Origin of the sequence: Nocardia sp. NPDC049149, from assembly GCF_043197455.1 — a bacterium.
In the GTDB taxonomy this organism is placed as follows: domain Bacteria; phylum Actinomycetota; class Actinomycetes; order Mycobacteriales; family Mycobacteriaceae; genus Nocardia.
Map to the genome: position 1 here is coordinate 1 of NZ_JBICTD010000008.1, position 24,453 is coordinate 24,453.

Sequence of the window (24,453 nt, forward strand, 5' to 3'; positions counted from 1 at the left end):
GAACAGGAGGACCCAGCACCAGCAGAACTCACCGCCTGACCATACTTCGGATCATGCGGTGACCACTCAGTTACACCACGCCCCGGGACTTGACCGACCGGACGCTATCAGTCGTTGGACGGAGGCGTTGGGGTGGCGTTCACCGGACGCAGCCGTATTGGGGCCACGGGTATCGGTTACTCAACGACGTGACCCGTCGTTGCCCGCAGAATCAGCGCGACTATTGCTCACGCGCCCGTGTTGTGGCACCCCGTCTGCAAAGAAGTGGGGCCTTTCGTCAAATATCGCCAATAATTCCTCGAAGTAGGGGCTGATCCTCGGATCAGTGGCGACCTTCGCCCGAGCTATCGATATTCTTGCCGCGTAGCGACCGTAATGAGGTCGGACCGGATGCTCGTTTGAGATAATTATTAAGATATGGGGAAGTATCTTGTCCAAGGCATAAACGAATCTGGACTCGGGGTCCACGCGGCGTTCATACGCGTCTATCGTGTTGGCTATCCATGGGAAAACATTTCCGAAATTGCTTCTAATTTTCCTCTGGGCGTGCTTCTCTCGTGAGATTTTCGACCCGAGCACCTCGCTAGGTGCCCAGATCGAAGTATCACCCGCATATCGCTCGACAACGTCGTGAACCAACGAATATTGCGCAATCAACCCGCGATCGAGTTCAGGCGCGATCGACGCAGCCAACGCGCAGGCCGTCAGCCCCAAAGAGAAGGAGTGCTCGGGCACATTCTCGCGTCTGGCAGACAGCTGAGGCAGCTTGACGGTTCTTTCAACTTCGGACAGTGGAAGGAGGAGGTCTCGCAGCAGAAGAATTAGATCATCTACATCAGGGTGCTCCATAGCGGGACTTCCTAACGGACTGGATGCGGGTAGCTCACGGTGTTCCGGATAGCGCCGCAACCAACGAGACGATCAGCGCTCCGGCCGCAGCCAAGAGGAGCCGAAGCCCAAGCGAGGATCCGACACCAAGAATAGCCGGTGCGGCGATCAATCCGGCCCCGACTGCGCTGGTCAACCCCCTGGTCAGACGGGGTGCAACTGGCCTGCTAACCACTATAGGTAGCGATACGCGTGTGGTGAGATCACCAGGTACTTGAGGATTTCCCGGCACTCTAATTGACAGTACGGTTCGCGAATTCACAGGCAAGCGTCTGGGGTGCAGCCAAAATTCAATATCATCGTATCGAGATGTAATATCATACGAATCATCGGAAGATATCTGGACGATTGCATCATCGCATTTTACGGTAATTCTACGTTCGTCCGATGCCAGGGTCTCACGAGAAAACCAACATCGCAGAATTGCGGCATTTCTATTGGACAATGTAGCGCTGCCATCATGTAGTTCCACCGGCGTCATGCTGAAGAACTTGGACCTCGAAAACATTTCTTTGAAGCTCTTATTGGTGGCGTACACCAACGACAGCCTGATGAAAAAGCTGCCGGAAAATGCCGACAGCTTCGACAACCGAGAGACAACGTCATTCCACTCCGATGGCCCACTGCCTGCTGCATTGGCGACCAGGCCGTCGCTTCTTGCAACCGCAGGCCAGTAGGTGCCACCATACCGAGACATAACCTGAGTTAGTACAACTTTACCTTTGTCTTCAATATCCACAGCATCGCGCTGAAGGCTAGTGACATCAGGGAAATCCTTAGCCAGAAACTTGATAATCAGCGCCTCGGCAATGATCTCCGCCGAGTGCACGGAGGCCAAGCGTGTCGGCATAATAAATGCGTCGACAGTTCCAACCTTTCCGCCGAATGCAATAACGGCATCCTGCCCTACAATCATGCCATTTCCAACGATGGATTGAATATCAGGAGCTACATATCGGGTTTCATAGCGAAATTGAAATATCCCGCCTGGCGGTGTGGCAACTACCGTAAGTATGTCCTCCGCGTAGCGTGGGCGTGCATCGGAAGAGATGAAGAGCAGGGTCATCTATATATCACGCGGCTTCGTTGTAGTATCCATCTATCTTTTGAGAAAGCACAATAAACCGATCCCATACGGCGTCTTGAGTTAGTTCGTCGAGATTCTTACGAGCTCGGGCTTGATACCTGATTCCATCCCCCTCAAGCTGATGGGCCCTCTGAATAATTACCCGCTGATCGAAGCCCACAGCTTGATCGGCGGTGAGGTCGACGATAATTCTGTTGGATGACCGCTCTTCGCCGATCTCAATCCAGCAGTGCCTCTTTACCGGACTAATATCGTTTCGATCGAAAGACAATTCACCATAGCAGTAGGTTGACTGCATGGAAAAGTCCGCTCGCAGTTTGCGTGCGAGCCATACTGACGACACACCACACTGCCCCGTTGGTTGCCCATCGATGTAGTCCTCGGCAAAATCCGGGTGCATTGTCTCACGGCACCAGCCACGTTCAAGAACTTCGCGAAATTTCGACAAAATTGAGAGCAGTTCTTTAGGAGCGCTCGGAGAACTGCTCTGCGCCTTGTCGAGAATCTTCAGATCCCTGAATGGAGTCTCCTGCATGCACCTGAGTCGCGAAGCAATCGGTGACTTCATATCGATAGGTCGGCCCAAGACGACATTGGGCGGCCAATCGGCAGTAGTTTTGCGTGCAAGCGGACTCGCAATCCTATTATTGACAAACTCGCCAGTTCGCTCGTACCGGTAATCAACTCTGAGCAACCCAAAGGGAATAAAGTTACTAGCAAGCATGGACGCACCACTGAAGCCGAGTAGAGGATTAACTGCAGTGAAAAGTATTCCATGTTGTCCGAGAACCACGAGCTTCTCGGCTATCCGAGCTATAGTGTAACTTACAAGATTCTTAGGCAAGTCGGCCACGCCCACCATTCGTGTCAGGATTAGAGGTTGCATTTCGGCTGTAGACGTAAGCTCGCGAGCTAGATTGATGTGATACGTGCGGTCGCATCTGGAGAGTCCAACGTACAACAGCGGATAGTCGGCTCCGGCTTCAAACGCGCCAAATTGAAATAGTGTATCAGCGCGCGGCGAAAGCAGATAGTGAATCTTTGATTGATACTCGTGCCCAATTGATGGAGGCACTGATCGGATATCAATCTTTAACTTCTCATCGTTACGCGCCACGGTTCCGCAACGATCAATCTTTAAATCACTCGAAACGCCGAAATAGTCTGCTCGCATATTGGCGAGATAATGCGAGTGCGAAATTCGATAGGCACGTGCTGCGACAATCGGCGCAACACTGTTGTACGCAACAGACGGTGAGGAGCTAATTTTGCAGTCAGGAGAAGGGAGATGCAGCCGAAGCTGCCGCTCGAATACAGGCTGAGTGGACTGCACTGCAGCGGCATCGCGACCGATCGAAGCACGCATCGTGGCGATGACCTGTTCAATCCGAGCATCACGTAGCGCTGCAAACCCCTCGGTGTAGCCAACTGCGCTGGCTGACATCACGGCTCTCCTCGGTGGGACGTCGTCCGTCGATTATGCCTTGTGGCACAGGCGCTCCGCACGGCGATCGAGTTGGCTCGATACTGGCACGGGAGCATAGCCGCAGCACGTCCCCCACTCAACCGTGACACATCGATCTTATTGCGTCACCCTTCACCCTTCACCCGTCAGACGGGAAATTTCGATCCAGCCAAATTCCTTAGCAATGCAGACGACCAACCGTTTGTTCCCTTTTGTAGAAGAAATCCGTTGCAAATCATTAGCCAGTGCGAAACACCCAAGAGCTTGGTTGGGCGGCCGGAAGGTGCAGAGTCCGGAACCGGTCCCGGCAGCCGCATCGCGCGAGTCGATCACACATCCAGAGCGTCGCGGAGTTGAAGAGGCCTTACCGACCGTGGTGCGGCACGGACTGATGTCAATGGCTCACGGGAGGTTCGAGCGTTAGCTTGGCCGCGTCGAACGCGCGACCAGCGGCTACTTGACTCTGACGCTAGGACCTGACTCCTGACAAGGATCGAGCCCCCAGGTACAAGGTGAGAAGCTCGAAGTAGCGGTGCCCTTCCCGATCGAACTGGCATCGGCCGGAAAAACCAATCCGGTCGATGCTCATTCGGTGGAGTTGGTGGCGTTGGGGTCACCGAACCTCCGCCGAGTTCAGGCGGATTCGGTGGTCGCCTGAAGGATGCTCGCCGACAGTCGCAACGAGCTCGGTCGCTCCCGTGCTCACACTGCCAAGAAGCAATCGGCTCGGACGAACTAGTACTGGCTTTCACAGCGGCCAGCACATTTTCCAAGATGCGCGGTCGGGCGGATGCCTCCAAGGTGGGCGGCGCACGATGCCGTCGCCATGGCCACTACCTGAGCCTTGGCCTAGCTCCTCACAAATCATGTTCCTGCGCATGACTTTCCGTCGGCGCGGTGCACTGTCGGCTCGATCCCCAGGCGGCTGGGTCACCACCGACGAAGCAGCCCGGCTACGGCGTGAGTTGTGCGCTCTCTGGTGTCGGCGGAACCATATCCTGAGCAGGCCGTGTTTCTTGCTTTCGCGGCAGCCCGGTCCTGATGGACGTACGGAAGATTCCCGTCGACAGTTGACCTTGCACGGCGAGCCGGCCTGATCTCGGCACCTGGCTCCGGTAGTTGAACATTCTCGACAGTCTGCGTCGTGGTGGTCCGTCCGGGAACTGCCCAATTCTGTACTCTGCCTCCGTGTCTGAAGGGGAGAAGCCTGCGCGCCACAAATCAGCCATATCGTTGTGGCGGTCAATCGCACTCATAGTTGTTGGCGCTGGTGTCGCCGGGTTTGGCGCGGCCGTGCTCTCGGGGTGGATGCCGACTTTTCGCAGCCGTTGGCGACGCTACTTGCAGGATCAGGCGTGCTTACGGCAGGAATCCTCACGTACCTTAATGGCCAAAGCGCCCGCGATCAGGCCGAGGAACACCACAACGAAGAGATGGCGCGGGAGCGTGAACGCCACGCAGACGACACCGAGCGGGCCCGAGAAGCGGCGTTGCGGGAGCGGTTCGGAGCCGCGGCGACCCAGCTGGCTGACAAGTCCGCAGCGATTCGTATCGCCGGGGTGTACGCGATGGTCGGTGTCGCGGACGAGCAGTCCGGTCTGAGGCGGCAGCAGTGCATCGACGTACTGTGCGGTTACCTGCGCCTGCCCTACGACCCGGAACAGGGCGGGTCCGGCCGCACCAAGTTAGTGACCAAAAACCTCCAGCGTCGACGGAGGCGAGCAGGAAGAACACACTGAATACCGGCAGAACGATCGCGAAGTACGCACGACCATCGTCCGAGCCATTGCCGACCACCTTCGTCCTGAGGCTGAACACGGCTGGTCATCAAGCAGTTTCGACTTTCGCACAGCGCACCTGGAGGGCGCCAACTTTTTCAAGGCAAAGTTCGGTGGCAGTGCCCAGTTCGACGGAGCGACCTTCTCCAACGACACCGGCTTCACTAGCGCGACTTTCGAGGGCGACACCTGGTTCCAGGGCGTGACTTTCGAGGGCAGCCCCCAGCGGCTCAGCGGGTTGGTTTGGGATGCCCAAGTTGCGGGCTACCGCGGAGGGACCGGCACCGCGGAGGCATCGACCGTTTGGGTTTGCCGATGCGGCTACGGGATGCTGCACGGCGGGCGATCCACTCGATCGGCTACGGTGCCGTGTTGATGATCGTGTCGCGCATGGTCTTTCGTGCTCGACTGTGCTGTTGTCGCACCGTCGATTCGGACGCGCACCCGAGCGTACTGCTCAGATAGTCCGCCCTTCGCGGCAAGGTACTCACTCGTGGTACCTCATTGGTATGAGGTACCACGAGTGAGCACCATTTCCTCCTCCGATCAGCGGCTTCGCAGACAGTTGGAGAGGTAGGTACTGATCGGAGGGAGAAATGAGGGACTGTACGGGGGACTAGATGGAAGGGAGACGAGATGGAGGCGAAACTAGACGCAGGAGATGACCGGCATCGGAGGGTGTTTCGAGCGGGGCTGGTTTGGGTGGCCGTGTTGCGGTTTGCGAGAGGTGGGACGGCACCGCGGAGGTGAGCGGGGACGGGACTTGTGAGCGCGGTTTGCGGACGCAAGGGGTAGCGAGGCTATTCGTCGGGCATCGGAAGTTGTTGCCTATGAACCGACCGGCGGGATTATTGATGCGCGTGCGTCATCGAATTGCCTTGATGCTTATCTGTCGAACACATCTAGGCGTGACATCGTTCTCGCTCATCTACCAGGTCGCTATGAGTCGTCGATGACTACAGCGCGTGAGGCATCGCGGTCGGCGGGGGTGGACCAGGATTGGGTGCAGCCAGCGCACATCGGGGGTGGGCTGGTCGCGGGGGCCGGTCCAGTAGGTGTGCCAATGAGCGCATCGGATGTGCGGCCGGACGCGCTTACTGGACTCTGTGCATCTGTGTCGTCGGTTTCTTGGGCTTCCAGGAGGGTCGCGATGGTCTGGTTTCGATGCTTGCGATCGGAAAGGGTTGCGAGCCAACCATCGAGCGGGTCAAAGAGTATTGATTCTCGCAGGTTTACGGTCATTGGGTGATCGGTCAGCGCATCGCTGCCGGGTGTGAGAGTTCTTGCACGGCAGCGGTAATAGACGTTCTGGCTGACTAGTTCGGCTTGCATTTTTGCGGTTGCAGGCGTCGCAGCGGATGTGCCGGCGCAGCAGGTACGGGCGTGGGATCAGTGTTCTGGTCCGCTCGAGTTTGGCGTGGTCTCGGTTGGTGATGCCGGCTCGGCCTCGGCGGATCAGGTGCGCTTCGGTGAACTGTTCGACGGAGACGATTTGCGGATGGGCAGGACGTCGGGAGCGGATGATGCGATCCGCGGTCGCTTGCACGAACCGGATCGCATAACCAGCTGCAACGTCATCGGGGTCGATCAGTTCTTCTCGCTTGGTCCATCGCCCGAACACCGCGTAGCCGGTGTAGCGCGGGTTCTGCAGGATCGCCGCGACTGTTGGTGCCTGCCAGCCGTCGCCGGAGTAGTGGCGGTTCTGCTCGGGGCGATGGGCTGAAGGGCACGGTATCTGGTCGCGGTTGAGTCCTTCCGCGATTGCCTTATCGCCTCGGCCGCCGATTTATTCGCGGAACAGGCGCTGGACAACCGGCGCCGCGGCCACATCGATCGAGAGGATGCGCAGCTTGAGCCCGTCCGCTGCGCGGTGCGGATTGGGATGCGGCGGCCCGTCGACCACGACGTACCCGTAGGGCGCGCGCCCGCCCTCTCGATGGCGTCGAGGAGCAGGATGGTCAGAGTCGGATGACTACGACGGCCAAGCCGCTAAACGACGGTCGCGGTCCGCGCCATCTCGGCGATCACCACGTACTCGGCAGTCGAGCTTTCCTCGACACCGGCACAACATGATTCGGTGGACACTCGGCTTAGGCTAGCCAGGACACGTTCGGCGTAGTATCTGCCGACCAGTTCCGCCTCGGCCATGATCGGACTGCCGAAGATCAGCGGATCGTCTGAATTGAGGCTCACCTGCAGACCCAGATTTTGCCACCGCTCGATAGGGAGATAGGCGACTCTGGGCAGCCCGGACAATCGCATGTTCGAGGTAGGGCACGCCTCGATGACGACGTCCGACTTCATTGCTTCGACGACCATCCCGGCAATCGATTCACCGAAATCGGCATTCATCTCCTCATAGTGACCGGTCAGATTGTCTCCGAGCGGTACATCGAGCACGTCGAAAGGAAAGAATGGCGCCCGGTGCGTCAATAAGAGCAACGCCAGCTGTTCACCGCCTGCGAGGCGGGCGGTATCGGCCGTCACGCTTTCTGGCGGAAACTCGATTCCGTTCCCTAATCCCAACCTCTGGAAACCGGACACCGACCGACGGCTGATCCACGCCCCGACCATGTCCTCCACCACGATCCCGCCGGCATGCAGGTTGGTGTCGGCGACGATTCGCTCCAAAAGGAGTCGTGCCTCGGCGGCGTGGATGCCGGACGCGATCATCCAGCACATGTCGTCGACTACCGACCGACGGGAGTATTCCCGATTGTCCGAACCCAGGACGAAGTCCGAAGTGATTCGGTCCAAAGCGAGAGCATGACCAACCCGCTCGACCACACGATTGGGTAGCACGAGTTCACCGATGCTTCGCAGGCCCTGGATGCGGGCAAGGAACGATTCCCCGGCATGACACGAACGCACCAGCGTCCTCCCCGTGCCCGCGCCGACGGAGCCCAGATGATCGAGCAACGGGACGAATACCCAATTGGGCATGGCGAGTTCGTCACCGGCGACGTCCACCGCGTTGACGTACGCACCGATTTCCCGATGCGATGCCAGTACGTTCAGGATCGCCGAAGTCAGCCGCCACAGCGGCTGGAGCGAATGGATGAGTGCCGGAGCGTCGCCGTTCTCGAGACGCTCACGGGTGCGCAGGAATGTCACCGGCATCGACAGCCGTCGCGGCGCAGCGGCAAGCGCCGAACTCCCGACAAAACCTGCCAGATGATCGGCAAGGCTCCGCAAGATCTTCTGTTCAAGATCGGCGAGCGATGTTCCGGTCGACGCACCGATCGACTTGCGAAACTCGGCGGCGACCACCTGCTCCTCGGTCATCACGCAATCGACCGAGTGAGCCACCGCAAGGGCGCGACCAACTGACACCGACGAATCTCTTAGCAACCCCATCTGATCGAAGCGGTCGACGAACGACGGTAGCCCCTCTCCTGGGCTCGACCGCAAAAAGCGGTTCACGAGAAACAGTGCGGCCATCAAGCCCTCGCATAGGCGTCGCTGTCGCATGTCACCGAATGCGACGCTGTCGCTAACGAACTTATGCAGGATTTGGATCGGGTCCCACATGGTAGCCGTCGGGACGCTGGATACCGCCGAGAGAACGTCCCAGGTGAAGGGATGGTCGACAGCTGCGTCCTTGAAACCGATAACGGCCGCCGAGCCGACGCACGCCCAAAACTCGCCGTCCACCCACTTGGCCATGATCTCAGGGGGCATCTCGACAGCTTTTCCTGCCGTTTGGTTCGCGAGGATGATCAAGAACTGACGCAGCGCGGCAACGATCACGCCGACCGAGTACGGTTCGCCTATCTCGTCATGTCCGACGACCTCCCGCAACTCCGGCGGCGACGATTTCGTCGAAAGACAGAGCATCCGGATCAACGTCTCCAGCCCCATCGAGGCACCCGAGTGGAGGTGGGCATCCGCGAGCAAAAGATCCTTCTCACAATGGTGGCTCGGGCCAACGGTGGCTTTAGGCGAGCCGATCAACTCCACGGGAAGCAGGTGACCGACCAGCTCCACCGGCGCTTTCGCGCCGTACACCGCGAGCTTGACCGGATCGTACGCGAACCTCTGGAGCACCGCCCTGATCTCCTCGGCCAGTTGCGGGGTCGTCGCCCCGGGCGATGCCAGCCGCCGGACGACAGTGGCCAACTCGAATGGCGCCCGGTCGACTCCCAACATCAGGCTGACGCGGACCAGTTGCTGGTGCGACAGCCCCATCCATTCGATACGTCCGAAGGCACGCGCTGCCAGCAGTGCGGCGGTTGTCGCTGCTCCCATCAACGTCTCAGCTGCGCGAGCACCGAGGCGATGAGTTCACGCTCAGCTACACCTTCGGCGGTGGCGGTCTCGGCGAACGAGTAGGAGGAGGTGTCCGCGACCACCTCTACCGCATCACTCGTCGACGTCTTTCCGATCACACCTCGACCTCGCAATTTCTCGTACTCACCGAGCAAGTGCTCGATACTCCCACGCATGTCGGAATCAACCTGATCGAACAGCGCGGTATACCCACACAACCACAGCCCCTCTTTGCCAATTCGAGTCGGCGGGGTGACATTCTTTTCGATCCGGCTACGGAGATTGGACCGCAATTCGTCCAGCCCTTCCGCGCCTCGTCGCGCCACCGTCAGATATTTAAGCCACGTTTCTATCAGCACGGGAAGATTGATGTCTTCTGGGAACAGTAGCTGATGGAACACGTAAGGCAGACCGGTCTCGAACCAGTGACAAAAAGCTTTCCCAGGCGTGTAACTGTCGCGGACCCTGCCGCCGTAGCGACCTTCTTCTTTAAGATACACCCGGCCGCAACTATCGATCAGCTGGAACATATCGGGCGGATCATCGGAAAGTATTTCCTCCGCCCCTTGGCTGGACCACCACGATCTCAGAATTAGGGCGACATATCGACGGATAAAGAGAGCGAGCTTCGCATGATCGGCCAAATGACTGCCGTAGAGAGAATTGTACAAGGAGTTCCATATGGCGTGCGAGCGTTGAGTATAGACAGCGCCAACGGAGATCGGGAAAAGAAAGAAGAGATCATCCGTGTTTTGACCGGCCATCTTGATGGACTGCAAAAAGAAGAAATCTGTCGACGAAATATCAGAGGCAGCCCGCGGCCGGGGCTCTGCGAATCCGGACAGCCGGAATATGTCTTGCAACAGAAGGAACGACGAGGCAGCCCCCGACCCGAGGTCGGCTTCGGTCATCGAGTCCTTGTCCTTCGACTCCGAGGGCAAGCTCAGCGCGGGGCGCCAAAACCTGCGGATCCGCAGGCGAACAGTGGAATCATCGATCACGGTTCGCCACGCGCCCGATGGGAGAACGTTCATCAGCAGGCCGGATGTCCAGGCAGTAGAAGCCTCGATGGAGATCGCGCCGTCGACGATCTCCACTCGTTCCACATCTAACCGCAGCCCGTAGTCCGCCCGAGCGCAGATTTCGTCCAACCATCGTGACAGCCACGGCCCGATGCTCCACATCTCACTGTTGCGCAGGGCGGACTCCAGCTCGTAGGAGACCCGCCAAAGGTTCTCGAGGCTGCGCGGCGTGTCCGGAAGCCAGGCAACGCCGGTGACCGAATTCAGGGTCGTAGGAATCTCGGAGTCCACCAGCCATTCGATGATGGCGTGGGCCTCGACACCGGTAGGGTCGAGCAGGCCGAGAATTTTTCGGAGCAGGCTTAGCAGCGTTTCGGATTCGAGCAGCGGGGCGAATGCCAGCCGACGTCCTGGCCGCAAGTAGGGCGGTGCGATCGAGTTTGCGGGACGTATCGTTTTGATGATCTGCTGGCGGGCCAGCGCCCGGACATGGCCCTCATGCAAACCGGGACCGTACTCCCTGCTCAGATCGGCCTCCAGATGCCGCTGAAGATTACCGCCATCGATACAGATCAACGGAATGACACCGGGAATGGAGCTGAGCGTCCTCAGGTCTGACAGGATCTCGACGGTCCGGTGCGGCACGAGGTCGGCATCGTCGAGCGGTACAACAATGGGGCAGTCGACCGGCTTCCGCAAAATGACCCGGGTCTGCGATACGAGATTCCGGAGCAGCGGGCCCAATTGGTCGCTGTGCTTGATCAGGCCCACTGCGTCGAGCGCGTACTGAGACAAGCTGTCTGAGCTTCTGCTGAGCACGTCGATCGTCCTCGGTGCGGTCAGCGCGGCGCTCTTGAGGACCTGCTGTATCAACAGCGCGATTTTCGGATCGGCGGCGCCGTTGTCCGTCCTCTGCTCGTGTGACAGCCCGATCTCGATCAGTTCACGCAGATGGGATACGAACACCGAGATGAGCGAATCCGTCGAACGAAAGGACTCCGGCCGCGTGATCGGCAGTAGCACATCGTCAGTATTCTCCAATATGAACCGGCACACGGTGGTCAGCAGTGTCGTTTTTCCGGATCCGCGTTCGCCGACGATCGCGACGACCGAGTCACCCTCTAGTATGGACGCGCTTCTGAAATAGCATTCCGCAGCGTCGACGCTATTGTCGACCGGTGGGTCGGGCGTCTCATCCGCATGCAATAGGTCGACAGCGACCCGAGCAAGATCTTTCAGCTCGGTTGTCGGCTCGAGCTGTCCGGTCAGGATGGAATACGCGGCAATCCTACGCACATTATTTCCCTGCTAGTTATACGGACGAACTATCGGCCACCAGGCGTCATATCTCTCTTGATGTGATGAGCTGCCGCCGCCGCCTTCAGTCGATCCAATATCAGACCCAGCTCCTCGACGACCACTTCCCTATAATCCGGGAGATTCTTCCGCAACCAGATCGCCCCCTCGGGACCGTCGTCGCCCTCGCGATCGATAATCTTCTCGAACTGCGCCAATTGCAACGCTGTCGCTTTTCGCGACAGGCTCCGCCCGACCCGGACCTCGAGAGTATCGTACAAATCCTTAATGCACTCCTCGACCTGATTCCGAGTGAGATTCCGGTAACCTGCTTCGGCCAGCATTTCAGGGCCGAGACTGAGTCGAGTCATGACGCTTTTATAGCACACCCACAGCTGGCATTCCTGCGAATCGGTTATCGATCTTGAATTCGTGTAGACCAATTTTGATCAACCGTCCAGCATTATTTCCCGCTGCTCTCGCACCATTCTCGGTTCCGCTCCGCCCGGACCTCCCAGCGCTTCGCGCGTTCCTGTTCGCGCTGACGCCAGCCAGTATTCAGCAACAGCACTTGAAGCAGACTTTGCTCCCACGCGCGTACCGATGCAAGATATTCGTGTCGGCCGCCTCCACTTGTGCGGTGTGCTTGCGATTCCCGCTCAGGGCTCCAGCGAGACCCGTCGGCGGTGCGGGCGGCACGAAGTCCGGACAGACGTGGTACTGCGGCGGTGGGGGCGGGGCGAGCAGGTCGGGACGATCGAACGGACGGTCTTCGATGTATTGGGAAGCGACTCCAGGTCGACCCAGTCGTCGACATCCAGCGTCGCTCGAGCAGATCGTCGATCTCGTCATACACCATGGCCAGCCGGGCATTTATATCGGTGACTTCCGCCTTGGCCGCCTTCTCCGTGGCGGCTCGCTCTGCGGCTGTTGCTCGCATCGCGGTTGCCGCAAACCTCTGCTGCCCCCTAGCGAACCGTTGGGCCTCGCGGACAACCGTATTGTGTGCACGCACAGCAGCGCGCTGACGCTGCTCCTCCCGTTGCTGCTGATGCTGTAGTTTGGCGAAAATTCCTCTACACCGGGACATCTCGGTTCGATCCCTCTCGTACGACTGGAGGTAGCCGGCCGTTCGTGGATGGAATGGTCCAGCTCAAACGAGTGTCCCAATACAGGTGTGCACTGTCTGTCCGCCGAACAGTCGACAGGGCACTGCCGACGGGTTCCATGTTATAGGCGGCTGCGCTCCAAGGCCCTCGGCTGTGGCCGCCGCTACGGTCAAATGAAGGAACCGGACGGTACTCTGCCGCGTCTAACCCATTGAATCGCACCAACGTTCGAGGATGCGGAATGACGGGCCAAATCCAATTACGCCGACTTCGCCCCTGTGTCGGACGAGGTCACCGACACCAGTCGGTACGTCCAGCAGGTCGTCGAATCGCTCATCAACGGCCGGACCTTCCTGGACACGGATATTGCAGCGCTGCTGTCCGAGTGCCGCGGAATCTCCGCTGAGTCGTTCGGCGCGGGGTGGCCCGAGGCAAAAGAAGGTGCGGACACCGTACTCGTGCCCTGGCCGAGATGGCCGAACTGCTCGGGGATCCCTAGTAGAACACTCGACGCTCAGGATCAGGGGGCAAGCGAATGCTACCCGCGAGTTCACCGGGTCGCTCGATCTACCGGTGCAGTGATGGCTCGGTCTCAGGGTTCATCGGATTTCTCAACGACAGCCTCGACGGTTGCAACAGCGCATCTCCACCGTGCAACAGACTCCACCGTGCAACAGAACTGAAACGGTGCAGCTGCGGAGGCGCCGGCCGAGGCTTTCCGCAACTGGCACGCCGGGGCAACCGACGTTTCCGAGGACAACGAATCCGTGCGCAAAGCCGTCCAAGCTGCGCACGACCGATATACGGCCGCCGTGGCCGGGGACCTGGCGATGCTGAACAGGTCATAGGACTCCATGACGAAATCGATCGTCGATACGCTGGCATCTTGGAGGAATGGCTGGAGGTCCTGCCGGCGCAATTGCCGCCGCTCGTGCTGCGTTGCCACTTCTCCCACCGGTCGGCGTTGCAATCGTCAAAGCATGCATGTGGTCAGTACTAGACGTCAGGCTCTAATGACCTGCTCGTTTGATCCGGCTGTCGGCGTAGGAACAACTCGGACCTGTCGAGCCGTGTCCGCGGCAAGGTCGAGCGTTCGGGGGCTGACGATACATCCGCTGGCAGTGACCCGTACACGTCCGAGGTTTGGGCTGACTAGGACAGCAGGTCCACAGCCGTTCAATATGTCGATCACATCGAAACAGGTCCAGGCGCAGGAGCATTCACGTCCGCATCGTCCTGCATGTCCGAAATTCTCGACACCAAGGCCCTCCATTGGGAAAAGCTTCGACTCCGACGCCTTGTCAATGTGCATTCGCTGCGGAATGCCCAGGCTGTCGTGGCCGGACCAGGCTACCTACAGCCTAAGTGGTCGGCCGTTCTATAGATGGTGCACCCAAGGCCGACCGAGTGAAGCGCGATCGTTTACATGCTATGTGCGCCAAGGACTTTCGCGTGGCTCTCTGGTGTGGCATCCTGTAGAGTCCGTCGCGACTGGCGGGCGGGCTCTGGGTGCGTTCTGCTCTACTACGTCTGTTGGCCCGTAAATCGAGGGGATCTGCGGTATGACCGCACAGCTGGACACTGCGAGGTTGGATGTCGTCGTCGCCAAAGCCGGCGAGTGGCGGGACCGGCTCATTGATCTTGGTTTCCGAAATACTCTGCTCTATTTTCGCGACACAAAGCACGGAAGTCTGGATCTGACAGCGGTGGATTCGTCGGCCCTGGCAGATCTCGAAGACGGCAAGCGGGTTTCGCTACGCGCCCTATTTCCTGATACGAACAAGCATCGTGACGCATGTGCTCGTGCCCGCAGCCTGTGCCGGCGCATCCAGCTCTTCGACGACGAGCAGGGTATCGACGTCGGGCGTGTCGCGTTCGGCCTGATACGGACAAATCCCTTGCAGCACAAGGGACTCGGTCCTGTGCCTGCGCTGCGGGCACCGCTGCTGCTACGCCCGGTTGTCCTCAAAGCCAGAACAGCCGCACAGAGTGACTACAGCATTGAGTTCAGCGACGAGGCCGAGTTCAATCCAGTGCTGCTCCATGCGCTGGATAGCCAATATGGCCTTGACGTTGACAAGGCACGCGCCGAACTGGAGCGATTGCTCGGTGAAACCACCAATCGTGCCGTTCTCGTAGAACAGGCGCACGCTGCGCTGGCCAGGATCGCCGACACTCAAGGGATCGAGCTCCGACTGGATCCGGCAATGGTTCTCGGCACGTTCAACTACGAGAAGCTACCGATGGTCGAAGACCTCGCCAGTGCAACCGATTTGCTCGAATCCCACGACCTTATTGCTGCCCTAGCGGGCTACGCGCCAGCCAGGGAGGCGCTCGCACTGGAAGCCAGCGACTACGCGCCGCCAGATGTTGACCAGTTGCAGCCCGCTGATGAGTACCTTGTACACGACGCTGATTCATCTCAACACCGGGCAATCATGGCGGCCCTGGCTGGTCGGCATGTCTATATCGAGGGACCGCCAGGCACAGGCAAGAGCCAGACCATCGCCAACATCATCGCTGGTGCCGCGGCCACTGGGAAGAAGGTTCTCTTCGTCGCCGAAAAGCGGGCGGCGATCGAGGCCGTCACGAACCGGCTGATCACGGTCGGTCTGGGTGGCCTGATGTTCGACTTGCATCAACAGAGTGCCAGCAAGCGTGAGGTGGCCCGACAACTGGCCGAGAGCCTGGACCAGGTCACCAAGGAACCACCGGTGGAGGCCGACGAGGTTCATATGCGACTGGTGGCATCCCGCCGACGTTTGCTGGATCATTCCAGGGAATTGCATACCCGACGGGCACCGTGGGGGTTGAGCGCGTATGAGGCCAGGGATCGACTGCTCGACCTGCCAGATCCGGCGATACCGTGCACCTTCCGCGGCCAACAGCTCCAGGCGTTGGATGCCCGCGTCGCCCAAGGCCTCGAAGAACAACTGAAAGAGTTCGTCGATCTCGGCGGACTGAGGATCCTGCGCCGTGAAACACCGTGGTGCAACACCGATGTGCGGGATCGCAACGACGTCGAACGCATCCTCATCGAACTGGATCAGCTGGCCGACCAAACGCTGCACCGCAGCCAGCAGGGCATAGACTGGCTGCTCACACAGACTGGACTGATCAAACCTGACAATGTCGCCGGCTGGCAGGATCTACTGACCCTGCTCGACGACGTGTCGAAGACCGTCGATACGTTTGGCGCCGACATCTTCGGCGACAAACTAGATTCCTACTTCCTCGCCACCGGCAGGAAAGAGCTGCGCCAGCGCCTGGCACCAAACCGGAAGATGGGCTGGAAAGAGCGGTACACGCTGGTCAAAGAGCTCCGGACCATGTCGCGGGACGGAGTGAAGAAGAAGGCCAAGCTAAATGAGGCGCTGAGCAAAGTTCGCGAGCAACAACACCGATGGCAGCAGCTCGGTGGGCCGGGCAGCCGTCCCGGCAAGGTCCAGAATCTCGATGACGTCTCTCATGACTACCAGGTGCTGCGCACCCAGCTGGCCGCTGTTGCCGCTTCCGCGCGGCGGCCCGAGCTGACCTCGGGCCCGGCGCCGCAGATCGAACGACAGCTCGAAGAACTCCGTGCCGATAAGGCCATGTTGTTCCGGATGCCACAACTCAACACCCACCTCGACTATTTCCAGCGGTTGGGGTTGAACACGTTCCTCGGCGAGGTCGCACAGCGCAATCTGACCGCGGACGAGGTATGGGAAGCGTTCCGACGGGTGTGGCTAACTTCTCTAGACGACGAGTTCAAAATTCAGGTGCCCGAACTCGGCCAGTTTGTACCCGAACAGCTCAGTCGCGCTGGCGAGGAGTTTCGCGCGACCGACATCGCTCATCGTGAGCTTGCGGCACGGCGCGTGCGTCGTCACCTCGCGTGTAAGGCACGGCAAGCTAGCGACACCTACCCGGATCAGGCACGGATTTTGCGCCAGCAAGCCAGTCGCAAAACCAGGCATATGCCGACCCGCAAACTGGTCGAACAAGCGTCGAATGTCCTACTGGCTCTGCGGCCGTGTTGGGCGATGTCGCCATTGGTGGTCTCGCGGATGCTGCCAGCCGAGCGGCTGTTCGATCTGGTGATCTTCGATGAGGCCAGCCAAATCAGACCACACGACGCGATCACCTCGATCATGCGCGGGGCCCGCGTCGTTGTCGCCGGAGACGAGAAACAGTTGCCACCGTCGGACTTCTTCGAGCGGGTGCTCGCCAGCGACGGCGAGGATGAGGACGTCGAGGATGATCTGGCCGATTACGAGTCGATTCTGACTGCGCTACGGCCTTTGCTGCCGACGGCCCAGATGTTGACCTGGCACTATCGCAGTGCCGACGAACGTCTGATCGCCTTCTCGAATCGTGAGATCTACAAAGAACAGCTCGTCACGTTCCCGGGATCGGCCAAGGACAGTCCCGTGTCACTGGTCCGCGTCTACGGCGAGGCATCTCCCGGGCAGAAGGGTTCCTCGCCGGCCGAAGTAGACAAAGTTGTTGAGCTGATCCTGCACCACGCCCGGACACGACCCACCGAAAGCCTCGGCGTGATCACACCGAATATCACCCACCAAGCCAGGATCGAACGTGGCCTCGCTCAAGCGCGTCAAGACCATCCAGACCTTGACGAGTTTTTCTCCGAGGAGGTCGAACCGGGTCGGCGGTTCTTCGTGAAGAACATCGAGAGCGTGCAAGGTGACGAGCGAGACGCGATCATCCTCTCGGTCGGCGTCGCACGCAGCGCGGGCGGCCGGATCGTGCGCACTGGATTCGGCCTGCTGAACCGGAAAGGCACCGAACGACGCGTCAATGTTGCCGTCACCCGCGCCAAACTTCGAATGACCGTCGTCGCCTCATTCTCGGCCGCCGACCTTGCCCCCACTGAGATGACTGGCACCGAGCTACTGCGACGCTATCTCGACTTCGCCGAGCACCACGGCCGGATCGACGAAGTCGGCGCACCCGTCGAGGGGGATCTCAATGGCTTCGAACGCGCTATCTACGACGCGCTACGCGCACGAAACGTGCCGGTGTACCCCCAATGGGGATTCTCCGACTACTGCATCGACTTCGCACTGGCACACCCAGATCAGCCGGGCCGGATGGTCCTGGCGGTAGAAGCCGACGGCCACCGCTACCACAGCTCGACCTCCGCACGCGATCGTGATCGCCTGCGTCAAGCTCACCTGGAAAGGCTCGGCTGGCGCTTCCATCGGCTCTGGTCCTCAGCATGGTTCCAGGATCCCCAGGCCGAGACCGACAAGATTGTCGCAGCCTGGCAACGCGCAGTGAAAGACGACGATGCACCACGGGAGCCTGAAACCGACAGCGCTTCGATATTTGCCGCAGAGCCCGCACCCACGGTCAGACGACGTCTCCGCCCGAGTATCCGTGCCGGGCTACGGATACAGGACTACAGCGACCGTGAGTTGATCGAGATCTGCCGCTGGTTGATGACCGACCGGCTCCAACTGGACCGGGAAGAACGCCTCATCCAAGCGATGGCCGAACTGGGATTCCGCCGCCGCGGCACCAAAATCACTGAACGGCTGCTAAAGGCGATCGACATCGCCCAGCATCTTGCCGACAAGGAGGAGTGAAATGCTCACCCTGGATCCTCGCACCCTTGACCGATTAGCCGAGGTCATCGTCGACATCGGCGGCCCTTACGAACGGAAGGGCTACCAACTGGAAGTCCTGCTCCACCACGCCAAATGGGAAAACCCTCCAGAGTATGACGGCTCACCACGGATACCCTGGCTTCGCGATGAGCTCGAAGCGCGCCAAGACCACGACGGGGAACTAGAGCGCCTGCTGTGCCGCGTCTGCGATCCCATCGAATACGACGACGGCGCAGCAAGCGCCGACGAATTCCGGACCGTCATCAACGAAAAACTCGCATCCGAGCAACTCGTTGTCACCCTGGTCAGCGGCCGACCCGTCCTCGGCACACTCGCTCCCGATGGCCACCAAGCAACATTCGCCGAACCACCGGACCTGAAGCAGCGCCTGGAATCCCTGATCGCCGACCAACAGACGGTCGAGGTGCTCATGGGCAGAATCGAAGAGACCCGGATCTGCGTTTCCGGCGGCGCCTATCGGATGGCGACGATCGGCATCGGGACCTTCATCGAAGGCCTACTGCTCGCCGTTCTGCTCGAACGTGACGCAGACTTGCGGGCGAACGGCTTTCCCGATGTCCGGCAACGGGTTCAGGCAGATGGTCGCGCGAAGAAGCGGTCCAGTGCGGATCGTGTGTCTCTGGAGCTCTTGATCGACACCGCCTACGTCAAGAAATGGGTCCAGCTCGATGCCACTGCATTCGCCCACGCAGTCCGTGACTTCCGCAACTTTATCCACCCGCGCAAGGAGGTGACCGAGCAACCACGCTTCGACGCCGACACCGTCATGTTGTGTTGGGGCCCGGTTCAAGCTCTTTTGAACGACCTGGAACAGAACGTGCCACCATTGCCATCGGATGTATCCGAGAGCTCTGCTGATCCGGTCACGGTGACCATCACTTAAATGTCGTTGTCAGGCAGGAGAATCCGACAGAATCGCATGGACATGCGGTTGGTGCCGCCACCAGTGGCTCTGCCTCGCATTCACGTAGATCATCTGGGTGATGATCGTCGGTACGACGAGATGTCCGGCGTTTCGGTATGAAGGGGCGACAAGCGAAGCTGAATGCCAGCCGCGGTCGACGCTCTCGGAGCTGGGGGTGGAGTGCTCGGCTGATCGAGCCGCTGACGGCAAAGCTCTTCCGAACACCTCGGCAAGCGGCCAGCACTGCGAGGGTAGCGGTGCCGAACCGCCCGGATTGCCGCTCACTGCAGGCGCGGACGAGAAGAGCGGCCAGAGCTGTCTGCCAAACAGTGGCAACGTGTTCGATCCGTATCTCTTCGGGTGGCGACGCAGGTACGATGCTGCCGTATCGGCGACTGGGGGAGTGCTCGGGTCCAGCTGTTCAGTGGTCAGGATCTTGACTGGCCAGCAGGTCCCGATCTATCACGGCATTCACCGCAGCAGGGCCCGGGCTTGTCAGGGGTGCCGGTCGTACTGCGAAGCACTGCAGGAGATTCGGACCAGGGAGGGGAACATGAATATCGACCCGAATGACGTCTATGCCGGTATGTCGATGCTGGAGTTTCGAGACCGTCTTCGAGCGCTTGGCAAATACAATGTCCTCTACGACGTATGTATTGCGGAACAATTCGACCCTGTCGCGATGGATTGCCTGCTTGTCGACGGCTACATCGAGCCCACCGGCGAGGTCGACCGAGACGGTGATGCTATCTACAGGCGCACCATCAAGGGCATGGCCGTAGTGAACGCCAGTGCTGCGAAGTCGGTGAAACGCACTACCGCTGAGAAGGCGCTCGCCGGGTTGCTCAACCGTATCGAAGAAGTGGATGTTGACCCACACAGTCTGTGGGTCGTGAATCAGGCAGTTTTGTTCGGGTCGATGTTGGACGAGTCCCGAGACCGAATCAGTGACGTCGATGTCGCCATCGAGCTGATTCCGCACCCTGATCGGGTCGCTCCGGAATGGGCACGACAAGCCCTCTTCGACGCATGGTATTCGAGGATCCCACTGCCGGATGGGTTTCCTTGGCGAGGCGAGCAGCAGGTGCTGAAATTCCTTAAGAACCGCCAGCGGACCCTGAGCCTCATGGCAATTGACGAGCACGGCATCGCCGGACTCGGCTGGGGAATCCCACATAAGGTCCTGTACGACCGCAGCGGGAGCGGGCAAGGGCCGAGCAGCTGACAAGTGGAGACATCAAGGCCGGTGCGGGCGGCAAAGGCTGCCTCCGAGTCGCCATAGGTCGGTCAATGCGGCCCGGATCATTTATCAAGTACGTGAATGGGACCCTGGTTCCGGCCTATCGCCACGGCAACACTGGGCGCGTGGACCACGGTCGGGCACCCACTCCTTCTGCGCCGAGAACCCGCTGACTTCACCTGTGCTCGACGGACCCTGCGGACACATCCGCTGATCGGGGGCGCGGTCCCGTTCCGGTCCCGCTCTGCGAGTATGAGAATGACGAAACCCCTCCGACCGAGGTCAGGAGGGGTTTTCTTCTGTCGGGCTGACAGGATTTGAACCTGCGACCACCTGACCCCCAGTCCAGAATTAGTACCCGATAAGGACAATTCGTGCACGGAACGCTCGATATGCCCGCGCGCATGTCGAGTATATCCGCTGGTTACGGGCAGAGCGTGCAGAACGGGTGGTCCACAATTGGTCCACACAGCGCCAACGGATCGGGTTGTTGGTCCACGATTGGTCCACAGTTCTTCGCTGTCATGCAAGTTCCATTGCTCGGCACGATGACGCCGAGTCGGGGGAGCGGCTCGTGCTGTACAACCTTCACGAGTCGGCCCGAGATGGTCTCGGGCCATTCCGGGGACGGCCACGATAGGACCGGCAGTGACGGCGAAGTGATATCGGCCTTCTTGTCAGTGGGCTGGAACTCTATCCGCCGAGAGTTTCGGTGGGGTTCGTCGGTTGGAGGCGGTTCATCCAGATTCTGGTGGTCTCGGCCAGCGACGTTGCCGCCGTCTCCGCGTCCATCATCGTGGCGGTTTGAGTGGCAGCGAGTCCGATTGCGCTGGAGACGATTCCATTGAATGCGGCGTCGAGGGCCGCGGTCTCCGCATCGCTTGTTCCCAGACCGCTCGCGTCGGCGATCACTGTGCGAAGCATGCCCCGCAGCAACTCCCAGAACGCGGTGAGCTGGGCGTACTGCTCGGGATCGCGCCGGACGGCGACTGCGTATTCGATGACCAGGATCGTGTAGGCGTCGTTGGCGGTCAGGATTCGCCACTGCTGGGCGAGCATCTCGATCTTTGCGTCGAGATCGTCTCCGGATCGGGCGAGCAGCTCACTCGCCTCGGCGAACAGTCGCCCGTAGTGGCGCTCGAGCAAGGCCTGGCACAGTGCCTCTTTGCTGGAGAAGTGGGAGTAGATAGAGCCCGTGGTGCGGGCGGCGTTGGCCGCGATCTGCGCGACGGTGGTACCGAGGAATCCGTTGGCCAGGAAGACCTCTTCGGCGGCTTCGAGCACGAGTTCACGCGTGTGCGCTCGACTCTCCTCCCGAGTCAGTGGCTTGCCCCGTTTCATCGCTGGGTCTCCTCATGTTCACCGTTGTAGACACCGACTCCAACCATATCGCACTGCTATACGCATTCCTTCATTCGAAAGATTTCATTGCAATCCAGATAATGACATTATATGATTGTGCGGTGGCGGCCCCGAGGTCGCTGAGGCTCCGTGGGGAAGGGGGTGTCGCGATGAGGCAATTGGGGTTCCGGCGCAGTGGCAGAGCCCATGATTTCCGTGTCGATGCCGGGAAGGCACGCTGCGGAACGCCCGCGACCGCGTGAGTTGTCCCGAAGCGGCGCAATTGGCCCCCTAATTCGTTTTCCAGCAGCACATCTCGTTCGAACATCGCCAGGAGCACAGTGCCGTGACCAGTGAATCGCATCCCACCCCAACCGCCCCAGCGGCGGCATCGAAGTCGGCGACCCTGCCGTCATCGAAAAGCCTTGCAGTTCAGCAGATTCCGAAGCTGGCGTGGTGGTCTCTGCCGAAATTGATCGGCGGCTACGCCCGTCATGGCGACGACCTGCCGTACCGGCTGTTCGACCGGCTCGGTGACGTCTTCGAAATCGAGCTGCCGATCGGCTTCGACCTCATCGACGGAGTCCGCAAGATCGTGCTGTTCCGGGACCCGGACCTGGTGCGGCCGTTGTTCACCGCGCTGACCACCGAGATCAACCCCACCAGGGCAAACCACATCCTGGAACTGCTCTACGGCGATCGGTCGCTGTTCCTGATCGACGGCGATGATCACAAGCGAATCCGCAAGCTCGTCCTTCCCCGGCTCCGGGGAAACGAACTCAACAGATGGACCGAGGGACTGCAGCACAGCATCACCCATGAGGTCGCGACATGGCCCGACGCGAAGTTCGTTCCTGTCCAGGAACGCATCCTCGACGTCACGCTGGAATCGATCCTGCAGATCACCCTCGGTGTCTCCGAGGCCGAGATGCCCCGCTGGAAACCGGCGATGCACGCCCTACTGCGAACCGCCGCGTCCAACCAATACATCCTGCGCTACGCCACGCGCCGAATCGGCGGACTGAAAACCTGGAAGGCGATGCACGCCATGATCGCCGAGTGCGATGGCTTGGTCTACGAGGAGATCGCGCGCCGGGCACAGGACCCTCCACGGGTGGCCACCGCCCGGTCCACTGCGGCGATAACCATGTCGGTGCGCATGTGATCGGCCATCGACCAGCCCAAGATCTTCTTGGAGTGCTCGTCCTTGATCGCGCACAGATACATCTCACCCTCACCGCAGCTCAGGTAGGTGATATCCGAGGTCCACACCGCATCAAGACGCCCCTGATCGAAACATCTGTTGACCAGGTCCTCGGGGATCGACGCGTCCGGATCCACCACGGTGGTGCGCACTTTGAACGTGCGCGGGCTGATCCCGGCCAATCCGATCTCGGCCATGATGGCGGCCACCGTGTTCTCCGATACCCGATCACCGGCGGCACGCAACTCCGCGGTGATACGCGGCGCACCGTAGGTGCCGTGTGAATCCTTGTGGACCGTGGTGATTTTCACCGCCAGATCCGCCCGGCGCTGCTGCCGGTCGGTCAACACCATGGTCGCCTTGCGTTTGCACCAAGCGTAGAAACCCGACGTCGACACTCCCAGCAGTCGGGCCATACGCCTCACCTCGGCCTTGGCGCCGGTGATGTTCGGGGCGGCGCACTCCGCCGCCATCAGCTCGAACCGGGCCGGTTCTGCTGCATCGCCGCGAAGTACGCCGAAGCTTTTTTCAAGAAAGCGTTGTCCTTCTCCAATTCGCTTACCTGCCTGCGCAATCGGAGCAACTCGGCCCGCTCATCCACACCCAACAGCTGCTCACCATGCGCCTCGGCCGCCTCCATCCGGCGCCGTTCTTCCTGGACCCACTTCGCGAGCAGACTCTCGTGCAGATCCAACCCTCTGGCGACCTCAGCGATCGTGCGACCAGAATCGATCACCCGATGCGCGGCCTCGACCCGGTACTCGGCCGTGAACGACCGACGCTTCCTCCGAGACGATGACATCCTGGACATCCTTCCAGCAGGACCATGATCCGCTAAATCGGTGTCCACTGCTTCGGGGGAGCCTCAGGTTGCCCGCGGTGCAGGCTGCCCGGACGGCTGCCGTTGCTCGAGAGCACTACGGGCAGGCTTGTTCTCGTCCGTAGGTCGGGGACCCGGGAGGTATGCGAAATGCGGAGAGCCGTAACGGGATCGGACATCTAGCGCAGCCTCGGCTGCGAGTGTCGCTGGAGAGCCGGATGCCGGGAAACTGGCCCGTCCGGTTCGGGAACGCGGCATGAGGAAACGGACCCGATGAAATATCGGGCACCGCGCCTCATGCCGACGTTCATCGTTGAGAGGTCCTGTCAGCCAACCGGTTTGGACGTCTGACCAACGCGCGCTCCGCGGCAACACCGGACGTTCTGCGCCACAGTCG

16 protein-coding genes are annotated in these 24,453 nt (G+C 60.1%); 6 read left to right on the top strand and 10 right to left on the bottom strand.

Features of this window, described 5'->3' with window-relative positions; translation table 11 throughout:
- Positions 1–180: 180 nt before the first annotated feature.
- The 3 genes from ACGFNJ_RS29800 to ACGFNJ_RS29810 are packed head-to-tail and all read right to left on the bottom strand — an operon-like array spanning position 181 to position 3,419.
- Positions 181–849, bottom strand: a complete 669-nt coding sequence (locus tag ACGFNJ_RS29800; protein ID WP_393455414.1) for an HD domain-containing protein — start codon at positions 847–849, stop codon at positions 181–183.
- Positions 850–883: 34 nt separating this feature from the next.
- Complete coding sequence (locus tag ACGFNJ_RS29805) at positions 884–1,954, bottom strand: hypothetical protein (protein ID WP_393455417.1); 1,071 nt, start codon at positions 1,952–1,954, stop codon at positions 884–886.
- Positions 1,955–1,961: 7 nt separating this feature from the next.
- Positions 1,962–3,419: a hypothetical protein gene (locus tag ACGFNJ_RS29810; protein WP_393455420.1), complete on the bottom strand. Its 1,458-nt coding sequence runs from the start codon at positions 3,417–3,419 to the stop codon at positions 1,962–1,964.
- 1,325 nt (positions 3,420–4,744) lie between these two features.
- Between ACGFNJ_RS29810 and ACGFNJ_RS29815 the strand changes: the two genes are divergently transcribed.
- Positions 4,745–5,179, top strand: a complete 435-nt coding sequence (locus ACGFNJ_RS29815; protein WP_393455423.1) for a hypothetical protein — start codon at positions 4,745–4,747, stop codon at positions 5,177–5,179.
- 118 nt (positions 5,180–5,297) lie between these two features.
- The gene (locus ACGFNJ_RS29820; protein ID WP_393456482.1) at positions 5,298–5,594 is read left to right on the top strand and encodes a pentapeptide repeat-containing protein; all 297 of its coding nucleotides are present in this window, start codon (positions 5,298–5,300) and stop codon (positions 5,592–5,594) included.
- An 831-nt stretch (positions 5,595–6,425) separates the two neighbouring features.
- Here the strand turns inward: ACGFNJ_RS29820 and ACGFNJ_RS29825 are convergent.
- The 4 genes from ACGFNJ_RS29825 to ACGFNJ_RS29840 all read right to left on the bottom strand — a co-directional run bounded on the left by ACGFNJ_RS29825 (position 6,426) and on the right by ACGFNJ_RS29840 (position 12,176).
- Positions 6,426–7,004 carry a recombinase family protein gene (locus tag ACGFNJ_RS29825; protein WP_393456485.1) on the bottom strand — a complete coding sequence of 193 codons (579 nt, stop codon included), beginning with the start codon at positions 7,002–7,004 and terminating at the stop codon, positions 6,426–6,428.
- A gap of 203 nt (positions 7,005–7,207) precedes the next feature.
- Positions 7,208–9,466, bottom strand: coding sequence for a hypothetical protein (locus ACGFNJ_RS29830; RefSeq protein ID WP_393455425.1), 2,259 nt, complete (start codon positions 9,464–9,466; stop codon positions 7,208–7,210).
- The gene (locus tag ACGFNJ_RS29835; RefSeq protein ID WP_393455428.1) at positions 9,466–11,805 is read right to left on the bottom strand and encodes a P-loop NTPase fold protein; all 2,340 of its coding nucleotides are present in this window, start codon (positions 11,803–11,805) and stop codon (positions 9,466–9,468) included. Before ACGFNJ_RS29835 ends, ACGFNJ_RS29830 begins: the two co-directional genes overlap by 1 nt.
- A 29-nt stretch (positions 11,806–11,834) precedes the next feature.
- Positions 11,835–12,176 (bottom strand): DUF5663 domain-containing protein, encoded by a 342-nt coding sequence (locus ACGFNJ_RS29840; RefSeq protein WP_393455431.1) that lies wholly within the window; start codon positions 12,174–12,176, stop codon positions 11,835–11,837.
- A 2,300-nt stretch (positions 12,177–14,476) separates the two neighbouring features.
- Here ACGFNJ_RS29840 and ACGFNJ_RS29845 point away from each other — a divergent pair.
- From ACGFNJ_RS29845 to ACGFNJ_RS29855, 3 genes are all read left to right on the top strand, one after another.
- Positions 14,477–18,505: an AAA domain-containing protein gene (locus ACGFNJ_RS29845; RefSeq protein WP_393455434.1), complete on the top strand. Its 4,029-nt coding sequence runs from the start codon at positions 14,477–14,479 to the stop codon at positions 18,503–18,505.
- Between the two features lies 1 nt (position 18,506).
- On the top strand, positions 18,507–19,430 hold the full coding sequence (locus tag ACGFNJ_RS29850; protein WP_393455437.1) for a hypothetical protein: 924 nt from the start codon (positions 18,507–18,509) through the stop codon (positions 19,428–19,430).
- A 574-nt stretch (positions 19,431–20,004) separates the two neighbouring features.
- A complete protein-coding gene (locus tag ACGFNJ_RS29855) occupies positions 20,005–20,676 on the top strand; it encodes a hypothetical protein (protein ID WP_393455440.1) in 672 nt (223 codons plus the stop codon).
- 708 nt (positions 20,677–21,384) lie between these two features.
- Here ACGFNJ_RS29855 and ACGFNJ_RS29860 read toward each other — a convergent pair.
- Positions 21,385–22,032, bottom strand: a complete 648-nt coding sequence (locus ACGFNJ_RS29860) for a TetR/AcrR family transcriptional regulator (protein WP_393455443.1) — start codon at positions 22,030–22,032, stop codon at positions 21,385–21,387.
- 346 nt (positions 22,033–22,378) lie between these two features.
- Between ACGFNJ_RS29860 and ACGFNJ_RS29865 the strand changes: the two genes are divergently transcribed.
- Entirely contained in the window at positions 22,379–23,197 is an 819-nt protein-coding gene (locus ACGFNJ_RS29865; RefSeq protein WP_393455446.1) for a cytochrome P450, read from the top strand.
- On the opposite strand, the gene ACGFNJ_RS29870 is transcribed toward ACGFNJ_RS29865, so the two are convergent.
- Entirely contained in the window at positions 23,107–23,652 is a 546-nt protein-coding gene (locus tag ACGFNJ_RS29870; protein WP_393455449.1) for an IS3 family transposase, read from the bottom strand. The two genes, ACGFNJ_RS29865 and ACGFNJ_RS29870, sit on opposite strands and share 91 nt — an antisense overlap.
- Positions 23,653–23,708: 56 nt before the next feature.
- Positions 23,709–24,038: a transposase gene (locus tag ACGFNJ_RS29875; protein ID WP_393455452.1), complete on the bottom strand. Its 330-nt coding sequence runs from the start codon at positions 24,036–24,038 to the stop codon at positions 23,709–23,711.
- Positions 24,039–24,453 lie beyond the last annotated feature (415 nt).